At 49.2% G+C, this 9,206-nt stretch carries 16 protein-coding genes; 8 read left to right on the top strand and 8 right to left on the bottom strand.

Features of this window, described 5'->3' with window-relative positions; all coding sequences use genetic code 11:
- Window positions 1–45 precede the first annotated feature (45 nt).
- Complete coding sequence (locus AC07NA_RS07870; protein ID WP_494897092.1) at window positions 46–633, bottom strand: Crp/Fnr family transcriptional regulator; 588 nt, start codon at window positions 631–633, stop codon at window positions 46–48.
- 177 nt (window positions 634–810) lie between these two features.
- Here AC07NA_RS07870 and AC07NA_RS07865 point away from each other — a divergent pair, with 177 nt between their 5' ends.
- Both AC07NA_RS07865 and AC07NA_RS07860 read left to right on the top strand, forming a co-directional pair.
- Window positions 811–1,662, top strand: a complete 852-nt coding sequence (locus AC07NA_RS07865; protein ID WP_494897131.1) for a DUF72 domain-containing protein — start codon at window positions 811–813, stop codon at window positions 1,660–1,662.
- 82 nt (window positions 1,663–1,744) lie between these two features.
- Entirely contained in the window at window positions 1,745–2,584 is an 840-nt protein-coding gene (locus AC07NA_RS07860) for a hypothetical protein (protein WP_494897091.1), read from the top strand.
- A gap of 114 nt (window positions 2,585–2,698) precedes the next feature.
- Here AC07NA_RS07860 and AC07NA_RS07855 read toward each other — a convergent pair whose 3' ends face one another.
- Together AC07NA_RS07855 and AC07NA_RS07850 are read right to left on the bottom strand one after the other, a co-directional pair.
- On the bottom strand, window positions 2,699–3,826 hold the full coding sequence (locus AC07NA_RS07855; RefSeq protein ID WP_494897090.1) for an alpha/beta hydrolase: 1,128 nt from the start codon (window positions 3,824–3,826) through the stop codon (window positions 2,699–2,701).
- A 104-nt stretch (window positions 3,827–3,930) separates the two neighbouring features.
- Window positions 3,931–4,281, bottom strand: coding sequence for a hypothetical protein (locus AC07NA_RS07850; protein WP_494897089.1), 351 nt, complete (start codon window positions 4,279–4,281; stop codon window positions 3,931–3,933).
- Between the two features lie 111 nt (window positions 4,282–4,392).
- Here AC07NA_RS07850 and AC07NA_RS07845 point away from each other — a divergent pair, with 111 nt between their 5' ends.
- From AC07NA_RS07845 to AC07NA_RS07835, 3 genes are read left to right on the top strand one after another with little or no spacing between them, the layout of a single operon-like run.
- A complete protein-coding gene (locus AC07NA_RS07845) occupies window positions 4,393–5,532 on the top strand; it encodes a serine hydrolase domain-containing protein (RefSeq protein ID WP_494897088.1) in 1,140 nt (379 codons plus the stop codon).
- A 28-nt stretch (window positions 5,533–5,560) separates the two neighbouring features.
- On the top strand, window positions 5,561–5,797 hold the full coding sequence (locus AC07NA_RS07840) for a hypothetical protein (protein ID WP_494897087.1): 237 nt from the start codon (window positions 5,561–5,563) through the stop codon (window positions 5,795–5,797).
- A 13-nt stretch (window positions 5,798–5,810) separates the two neighbouring features.
- Complete coding sequence (locus AC07NA_RS07835; RefSeq protein WP_494897086.1) at window positions 5,811–6,008, top strand: DUF2188 domain-containing protein; 198 nt, start codon at window positions 5,811–5,813, stop codon at window positions 6,006–6,008.
- 258 nt (window positions 6,009–6,266) lie between these two features.
- Here the strand turns inward: AC07NA_RS07835 and AC07NA_RS07830 are convergent, their stop codons facing one another.
- The gene (locus AC07NA_RS07830; protein WP_494897085.1) at window positions 6,267–6,542 is read right to left on the bottom strand and encodes a hypothetical protein; all 276 of its coding nucleotides are present in this window, start codon (window positions 6,540–6,542) and stop codon (window positions 6,267–6,269) included.
- Between the two features lie 87 nt (window positions 6,543–6,629).
- Here AC07NA_RS07830 and AC07NA_RS07825 point away from each other — a divergent pair, with 87 nt between their 5' ends.
- From AC07NA_RS07825 to AC07NA_RS07815, 3 genes are all read left to right on the top strand, one after another.
- Window positions 6,630–6,860 (top strand): hypothetical protein, encoded by a 231-nt coding sequence (locus AC07NA_RS07825; RefSeq protein WP_494897084.1) that lies wholly within the window; start codon window positions 6,630–6,632, stop codon window positions 6,858–6,860.
- A 65-nt stretch (window positions 6,861–6,925) separates the two neighbouring features.
- Window positions 6,926–7,261 carry a hypothetical protein gene (locus tag AC07NA_RS07820; protein ID WP_494897083.1) on the top strand — a complete coding sequence of 112 codons (336 nt, stop codon included), beginning with the start codon at window positions 6,926–6,928 and terminating at the stop codon, window positions 7,259–7,261.
- On the top strand, window positions 7,198–7,599 hold the full coding sequence (locus tag AC07NA_RS07815; protein WP_494897082.1) for a hypothetical protein: 402 nt from the start codon (window positions 7,198–7,200) through the stop codon (window positions 7,597–7,599). Before AC07NA_RS07820 ends, AC07NA_RS07815 begins: the two co-directional genes overlap by 64 nt.
- A gap of 422 nt (window positions 7,600–8,021) precedes the next feature.
- On the opposite strand, the gene AC07NA_RS07810 is transcribed toward AC07NA_RS07815, so the two are convergent.
- From AC07NA_RS07810 to AC07NA_RS07795, 4 genes are all read right to left on the bottom strand, one after another.
- Window positions 8,022–8,309: a helix-turn-helix domain-containing protein gene (locus AC07NA_RS07810; RefSeq protein WP_494897081.1), complete on the bottom strand. Its 288-nt coding sequence runs from the start codon at window positions 8,307–8,309 to the stop codon at window positions 8,022–8,024.
- Between the two features lie 336 nt (window positions 8,310–8,645).
- Window positions 8,646–8,774, bottom strand: a complete 129-nt coding sequence (locus AC07NA_RS07805; protein WP_494897080.1) for a hypothetical protein — start codon at window positions 8,772–8,774, stop codon at window positions 8,646–8,648.
- On the bottom strand, window positions 8,761–8,844 hold the full coding sequence (locus AC07NA_RS07800) for a hypothetical protein (protein ID WP_494897130.1): 84 nt from the start codon (window positions 8,842–8,844) through the stop codon (window positions 8,761–8,763). Before AC07NA_RS07800 ends, AC07NA_RS07805 begins: the two co-directional genes overlap by 14 nt.
- Before the next feature lie 48 nt (window positions 8,845–8,892).
- Window positions 8,893–9,141: an RNA polymerase sigma factor gene (locus AC07NA_RS07795; protein WP_494897079.1), complete on the bottom strand. Its 249-nt coding sequence runs from the start codon at window positions 9,139–9,141 to the stop codon at window positions 8,893–8,895.
- Window positions 9,142–9,206 lie beyond the last annotated feature (65 nt).

Below are 9,206 nucleotides of genomic sequence, written 5' to 3'. Positions count from 1 at the left end.
TGCTGTTAAAAAATCAGCTATATAAAGAAATTTGATTAAAGTAGTTTAACTTTTTCCGGTTTTAGGATTGCGAAGTTGAGATAAATAAACCGGTGTAATACCTAAAAAGGATGCTATTGCATATTGTGGCACCTTCTGCAGAATTTCCGGGTATTGTTTAGAAAATTGAATATAGCGTTCTTCTGCGGTCTTGCTCAAGTTGGATAATATTCGCCTTTGCAGATAGGCAAATCCGCGTTGGGTGATGATGCGGAAAAAACGTTCAAATTTCGGGACCTCTTCTAACAATTTTTGCTCGTCATCATACGTAATTTGAATTACTGTACTGTTGCTCAAAGCTTCGACAAATAGGGTTGCGGGTGTTTGATAAATAAAACTGTTGAAGTCAGAGATCCACCAATCGTCAATTGCTAAAGCTATGGTATGCTCCTGCCCATCGTTACACATAATGTATGAGCGCAGCGCACCATTTACCACGTAACTCCGGTATTTACAAATAAAATCGGGCTGTACAACAAATTGCTTTTTTTTAATTTTTCTTACCCGGAGTTTTGAAATAAATATTTTTTTCTCATCGTCGGTAAGATCGATATACTTTCCGACGGAGGCAAGAATCTGGTCAAAATCTCCCATCTAACAAAAATAGAAAACAATCGGAAAACTACCGGGGTCTTTTATGTCTGATTATTTTTCAAGTTCAAGATAGGACTTATCATACAACTGCAAACTGACGGGGAATGGTATAGAAACTCTTTTATTTCGATATGTAACTAATGATTGAATCATTGAAAAACTTCGAATTGGTTCCGTATACCGCCCGATACGGATTCGACGAAAAACACCCTGCAGCAAAACAGCACGGAAGATCCGTTACGTATATTTATCGGCGCACCGAAATGGAGCGAAAAGAACTGGAAAGGGATTATCTACCCGGTCAAAGCACCTGCTGATCAGTTCCTGAGCCTCTATAGCCGGCAATTCAATACCGTCGAGTTTGGCGCGACATTTTATAATGCTTACGATGCGGAAGCGATCAGCCGCTGGACCGCACAGGTAGCCGCCTCACCGGATTTCAGATTCTGCCCGAAATTCCCCCAAAGTATCAGCCATATCTGCCGCTTACTAAATGAGGAGGAGCATACGGCGAGGTTCTACCAGAGCTTAATCGACTTTGGTGAGCAGCTGGGCCCATTGCTCTTACAGCTGAGCGACAACTTTTCGCCAAAAAGTCTTCCCAATCTCCGGAACTTCCTGGAGGAATTGGACCTGACCGTGAAAGTGAGCGTGGAAATCCGGCATAAGGACTGGTTTGCCGATACCGCTGCCCGGAAAGAGCTATTTGACCTGCTGCGCGGCCTGCATGTCGGTACCGTGATCTCCGATACCACCGGCCGAAGGGACTGTGTGCACATGGAGCTGACGACCGGCGACGCCTTCATCCGTTTCGTCGGCAACAACCTCGACCCCACCGACTACCAGCGCCTCGACAACTGGGTGGAGCGCATTGCCCAATGGGGCGACCAGGGATTGCAAAGCCTCTGGTTTTTCATGCACCAGAATAATGATCGCTTTGTGCCCCAGGCCTGTGTGTACTTTATTGAAAAACTGAATACCCGGCTGGGGATAGCAGTTAAAGCGCCGGAACTGATCAGCGGAAAATAAAACCTGACCCAAAGGGCAAATGTGTTAAAACATGGCCTTAATTCATCTAAAGTTCATAGCTTTAGTGTTCACCTAAATGACCATGGATCGTTTACAAAAATCAGGATTCATTTACTTATACCTGTTGCCGTTATTGGTCGCGGTAATAGGATTCGGAATCGGCCAGGTTAGCTACCTGATCTATATCCCCTTGTGGCTCATCAACACCGGTATCCTGGCGGCAGCCGTCTGGCGACTGATAAGACCTGGTCAGGCTGGCGGAAAGTACAACATCAGGGCTTGGGCCGCTGCCGGTGTGCTCCTGATCATTCCCTGGCTATTATTTTCCATTTTTGCCGGCATGGGGCCGCCACCAGCGACAATGGCCGCCTGGCTGGCATCCGCAACCGAACAACAGGCAAGGTATAGTATTTTGATTGGCGGAGGCATCATTGCACTTATGGGTTTCGCGCTATTGAAGGCAAAATTGCAGGAACAGGGAGAGCAAACCTTTTCGATGTTAGCATTTGCCGCAATGAGCCTGGCTATCCCTTTGTTTATTATCAATATGGCATTCTGGGGCTATTACCTGACCAGTGTGTTTCGCTATTTGGTTACCCTGCCCACCGGTGAAAAGCCAGCCTGGTATCCGCCGGTCAAAGCCCTTTTTTACGTGATCTCCGTTGTCGAAGTAGCGTTGATCTATCTCAGCACCCTCTTGTTGGCGATCTCGCTGAAACGGGCAGGCGTTTTAAGCCTCCGCGCCTGTAGATGGTACATCGTTTTTGCGCTGACCAGCATCGTTTTGTCCGTACTGCCGCCTTTCCTGCCTGAACCCTTCGGGACCTTAGGTTATCTGGCAGCTATTCCGGCGATCCCCTTTATCATGCCCTACCTGATCGGCGTTCGCCTGTTGGTTTTCAGCCGGATGGCAGGAAATTGATCAATCCGACCGATGGTAATGATGGAAAGCTGCTTTACAAAGTAATATAAAACACGTGCTAACAAAAACACCCGAGCCTTTCAAGGCGCGGGTGTACAAAAATTATGGCCTCAACTATTTATTGAACGATTTTTTGAGCTGATCGACAGCATAAGCTTGCGCCTCAACCGCCTCCGGTAAGACAGTAGCCATCCCAAAGAACTCGTGGGTCACACCGTCAAAGTTTTTCGTATCCACGGTCACGCCAGCCGCTTTTAACTTATCTGCAATCATTTCGCCGTCGCTTTGCAAAGGATCGATCTGCGCGGTGATAATGGTGGTCGACGGCAGGCCTTTCAGGTTGGCCGCTACCAGGTTAATGCGCGGGTCTTTCGCTTCGGCCATCGAGTTCAAATAGTTTTTGACAAACCAAGCCATCATCGGCTTATCCAGCGGTTTGGCAGCCGCATATTTTTGGTACGATGGTGTATTCATGTCCGACTGTGCGACCGGGTAAACCGCCAGGATATGAACCGGCAAAGCGACCTTTTTATCGCGTGCAGCTATTGCCGTGTTCAGGGCCAGGTTACCACCGGCACTTTCGCCGGCCACCGCGATCTTTTTAACATCACCCTTGATCGCCGCTGCGTTAGCCAGCACCCATTGATAAGCGGCAAAAGCGTCGTTATGGGCAGTCGGAAACTTTTTCTCCGGCGCTAAACGATAGGCTACGGACACGACCACGGCTCCCAGTTTATCGGCCAGCGAACGCGCCGAAGCGTCATAAACATCCAGGTTGGCGATCACGAAACCACCGCCATGGTAATACACTACCACCGGGAATGGCCCGGTACTTTTCGGGGTATACATGCGCAGGTGAATAGTGCCGCCAGCTACCGGGATATCTTTACCTGAAGTATCCACATTACTTGGCGGCATAGCGATCTTGTATTCGGTCATCAGGTCTTTGACCGCATCGGTCGGCGTATGGTTTTTACGGGCTTCAGGCGCTGTCAGCTCCGGGATCGGTTTGTCGCCGTAGCCGGCCAGTTTTTCGATCACCGCCTGCATTTGCGGATGGATATCCGGCGCCCAGGCCGGTGTTGCGCCTGTGGGCTTAATGCTATCCAGCGATACCGGGCTGCCTGCTTCAGCCGCCAGGGTATCCATAGCGGAACTATCGCCGGCTGATTTGTTGGGATTGGACTGACAGGACGCCAGCGCGACCGTACCGGCCAGCACTGCGTACAAGAATGGTTTCATTTTCATGTTTTTTTTCTAATAGATGTACCCTTGTCAACAGGCCGTTAACCTAAAGGTTGACCTAATTAGCGATGAAAAGCAACAACTTAGAGTTGTGTTGCTGATTAGTCTTCCAAAGGCACAACATCGCTGTCTTCCCGAAACCAGGGCTTTTGGTCGTCGTATGCCTGAATAGCCTCGGCGATCTTCTCCTGTTCTTCCTGGTTCAGGTAACTGCCGATGTAGACCCATTCATATTTATTGTCCTGGTGCATCGCGATCTCCCCCGCCGGGATACTGTCCATGGGTTCATCATCCTCTGCGGAATCCCCTTCAGGATGATAGGGACTTGCGGTGAGTATATACACGCCGTTGAAAATCGTCTGCCCATTTTCTTCGTAAGAAACGGGGTCGATGTCTATCCATTCGGAGGAGCCATCCTCTTTTTGCAAAATGACGGGGGTGGTAGTGATCATAACGTTACTATTTGTTGATAAAAACAAGCAGCGGCAACGTTTGTTTTTTGCTGCTGGCGAATCTGATCGAACGCCCATTAAACATATCCTGAAAATACCTTAATTTTAACCATGCAAATAAGACCGCTGATTATCGCTTTCATGATCATGTGTCAGGCCGCAGAAGGTCAATCCCTGAAAACCGGCTACGATTCCCTTGTTAATTTCCTGAAAGCAAAGGATGACTTCAATGGTCATATCCTGATTGCTGATAAAGGTAAGATCGTTTACCAAAGATCCCTGGGCTATGCTGATATTGAGCATAAATGCCCGCTGAACAACAACACGCTGTTCAACCTGGCTTCCTTGTCCAAGCAATTTACCGCCACCGCCATTATGATGCTGTTAGAACAGTACAAACTGAGTCTGGACTCCAGGCTCGATAGTTGCCTGAACGAACTGTCTTTTTATAAAAATATACGCATCAAAGACCTCCTTACGCATACCTCCGGCCTGCCGGATTACGAGGAGCTGTTCGCAGCGCATTGGGACAGGTCCCATGTCGCTCAGAATCAAGACGTGATCGCATTGCTGGCCCGCTACCAGCCTGCCGTTCATTTTGCGGCCGGTGAAAACTGGGCGTATTCCAACACCGCCTATGTCCTGCTGGCTTCGATCATTGAAAGAGGGTCGGGCATAAGCTATGCTGAATTTTTAAAGCGGCATATCTTCCGTCCGCTGCACATGCGCCGGAGCCGGGTTTTTGTGACGCGGATAACGCATCACGAACTATTACCCAACAGCGCGCTGGGTTATGTGATGGATCGAAAGACCCGCAAGGCCGTATCTCAGGACGCAGTCGAAGACCGGCAGTATGTCAAATACCTGGACGGCATTGCCGGCGATGGTGGCGTTTATTCGACAGCAGCCGATCTCCTGCAATGGGACCGGGCTTTGTACACCACGAAATTGATCAGCAGCCAGTCCCTAAGCCAAATGTTTACGCCGGTGAAACTCAAAAACGGCAACAGCGCCGGCTATGGTTTTGGCTGGGGCATCGTTACCGGTGATACGACAACCGGAAAATACCTGGCGCATAATGGTTCCTGGGGCGGATATGACACGCATATCGCCCGTTTTATCGATCGCGACAAAACACTCATTGTCTTGCGAAATGTCCAAAACCATAATCGTGCTTCCGGCGTCTATGAAGCTTATAACGCCATCTTATTCAGGCAGGCCTGGCAACTTCCGACCATTACGCCACCATAAAAGGCACGCCATTTGCTTGGTGAAGATTATGCACTCAGAAGATTTCAATAACCTGGATTATACCTATAAGACCGAAACGGTATTAAAGGCGACCTTTTTGGCCGAACGGTTCACCGACCGGGCGTACGTCAGGTTATACAGTCTGGACCGGACCTACATCGAAGTGTTCTTCGATTGCCGGTCATACCTGATCATTCATTTCCGGGCCTTTGAACATACGCTGTTCTTATTGCCTTACCTGGAAAACATTCACGTGACGATTTAAATAAGGAGGAACGATGCCCTGGTACGATGGAGAATCCCCGCCAAGCTACAAGAACCAACCGAAACATATCCGAGAAAAGGCCACGGAGATCGCGAATGAAGTGCTGAAAACAACCGGTAATGAAGGTGAAGCCATCGCTACCGGGCTGAAACAGGCGCGCGTACATTTCGAGCACCACCCCGAAGAATTGCCGGAAAATAAACCTCAATAAATTCCATTATTCCCGGTGATAGCTGATGTGTTCGGGTATCCAGGCAGCCATGTCCCCGGGTAAAATAAAAGGACCGACTGCCTGGAAGAGCGGCTTCACCGGCCAGCCATAAGGGCTACCTACCTTGACCCAATGGTCCATTAATGGCAGCTGTGCCGGCGTCAAAGGAATATCTTTATTGATCTTTTTACCGCGCCAGTGTGGGCTGAGTTGCTCCAGTTCGTCCGGTGTCAGATAAACCAGGTATGCCGGTTTGCTCTATTTAAAATCGACCAGGACATTCGTCAGCAGCCAGGCGCCGTTCATCCTGATCCAGATCCTTTCTTCACGGAGATCGAGCTTTTCATAGGCTGCGATATTCGGTTTTATTTCCAGATAGCGGGTCACAAGATGGTTGCTTAGCCGGACCACCGTCGCGCCCCCATCCAGCGAAACCATGCCCTCGTCCTCCTGACGGGTGACCAGTTTGTCCGGCGGATGCAGGGACATTTGATTGTTCAGATAAACATCCAATTTGACTTCGGCAGTTTTCAACGCGGGATAAAAATAGCATATCGGCATTCCCGGCTAAATGCGGCAATCTTCCGCTAAAAATGCAGACCATTCCAGCAAGGTAATCCCATGTATGGCGGCCAAATCCGCTGTTTTCTTTTTGAACTGGTGCGTGTGAAGAAGTTAAGCCCGCGCGAGGTCCATTTTGCGCATCTGTTCAGCCAGGCGGCAGATGCAATCCGCGTCCAACTTTTCCTCATCGTCCAGCTTCAGAAACAAGTAGGCTACAGGAAAGCCCAGCAACCCGCCTTCGACCAGCCAACCAGCCGTGTGGGAACGAACCCGGAAACCCGGAAATAATAGAGATAACCTGTCTTCCATCATCGCAGGCAAAATAGCGTAAAAGCCAAACAAATCAAATAGTTATGGCGGCAATTGGTATGGCTATTGTACCTTCGTTCACTATATGGAAAGAAATCGATTATTCCTTGGCGACCGAACAGGGCATCCGTCACCTGGTGATGCAATCCAATTACGAACAGGTGGAACGCGGCCTGATCGACCATGGTGATTATTCCGTTGGGGAGGACCTGACGCCTTTTGATACGATGAGCGACGACGAAGTGGACGCGCACTTTGAAAAGGCGGGGCACTGGGCGCCGAACCATATCTCGATACACACGGGATATACCTGGGCATGCTGCACGTCGACCTGTCCAACCCGCAGATCTTTACCTGGGACGGTAAGCCGGACGACCTGAACCTTGCGCAGCAGGCGCAGCTGGTGGAATACCTCACTAACGCTGAATTCGAGCCCAAGCTTACCTTTGAAGAAGACGAAGCGGGCGAAGACGTCTTTGCGACGATCCCTTTCGAAGGTAAAGAAGGCCTGCAGGTTGATGGAAGTATCATGGTGATCGAAACGTATAAATCCAATGTTATCCGTATACATTTGGTACCGGCAAAACAGGGTTACGAGATCTTCTTTAATGACGAACCGGTGGGCCTGCTTTTACCCGCCGCTAACGGCAACTGGAAAACCCAACATGCCTTGTTTCAGGACGATAATTTGGTCGCGAGACTGGGCATGGTTATTTGATCAAATATGTATTCGACCAGCTATTTTTTATTAGAGGACCAGGAGCGCGATGTCATCGTTCATGCGGAACCGGTGTCAAAGTCAATGTATTTGGCCTGTAAGTCGATCAATTTCAGCCAACCAGGGGCGAGCTCCATATCTTTGGCGATGATCATGGCGAGTGGCTGGCTTTTGAGACCGAAGGCTGGAACGGAGAACATTTCGAGGTCATTCAGCAAGCCGTGCTTTGGTATGCGCGTTACCTCGATTACCCACAAATGTCCATTCAAACCGAAGACCCGAGACCGGAGTTTCGTTTACGCAAACATCCGGATAGCTGAATTTCGAGATAGCAGGCAACAGCAATTTTGAAATATCCGCAAGTTCTGAAAAAACCAGGATGTCCCGTCGCTACACGGTATTCACAACGGTTTTGAATATACTTAGCCTAAATATTCCGATGGATTCAACGGCCCTGGTGTGAAATTTGTATCCGTTGCTTTTAATGAACATGGAAACAACTCCTGACACGGTTTAATGGGCATAGAAAGTAACAGTTTTTGCTCGGAAAAATTCAATATCTCGGCGATCTCCACCAGGCGATTATAGGTAAGCCGGGTATAACCCAGCTCTATTTTGCTATAGGCATTCTGGGATATGTTGAGTTTTAGGGCCATATAATCCTGGGAATAGTTCCGCAACAAACGCGCTTCACGGATATTGTCAGCCACTTTTTTCAATTTTACGTTTATGTCCAAGTCAAAGATATTTATTAATGACTAAGAAACAGGTTTATTGACAGAAAGTTTCACCGGTTGTGCAGCAAATAAGTTGATTTCCCGAAGTGCATCCCCGCTGTCTGTATTATACTACACCTTTCCTGAATAACATTGGACCGGGAACGGCCGAAAAATAAACGGCATGGTATTTAGCAGGTATAAGTTATTGAATTCTATAAGCAATGAGAGCCCAACAAAAAACAACCGTCCTGTATGTACCGGAGAGGTGAAAATGTACGAGGCATGGCACGACGATGATCAGTGCTGAAAAAAGTGCCGCCAACCCGGTCACCAGCCTTTTTTTCGCAGTTTTTGGGTACGGAAGGTGCGTACCAGGCGCAGCATCGCATGGGAATCCGGCAGGGCGCCGGTATCGGCGGTTCGCCAAAGGGTACGGATTTGATCAAATTCGTTCATAAAGCTTCAATTGTATTGCCAGTTTTTCTTTGATCCGGTGGATCTTCACCCGTATATTGACCGGACTCATTCCGACCACCTCCGCGATCTCCGCCTGCGGCAGTCCTTCCAGTTCTAGTTAAATAACGATACGGTCCGTTTCAGGAAGGGTTGCGATCGCCTGGTACAGCCAGCGCAGCTTTTCCTCCGGTGACTCCTCCGGTACCTCCGCCAGGTGCAGCGGCATGTCCCCGGTGGGCATACGGCGGGCGACCTCCAGCGCGCGCAGGCAGTGGTTGGTTGCGATCCGGAAGATCCAGGTGCCCAGCTGCGCTTCCTTCCGGAAACCAGCCAAATTCTTCCAGACCGAGATAAAAGTCTCCTGCACCAGGCCCTCGCCTGCTCCGCATCATTGGTATAGCCCAGGCAATCCCGGTAAAACTGGGGCGCATC

The organism is Mucilaginibacter sp. GW821-FHT07G05 (assembly GCF_059418565.1).
Note: the sequence above shows the minus strand (reverse complement) of the source record. Positions and strands in the feature narration are given on the sequence as shown.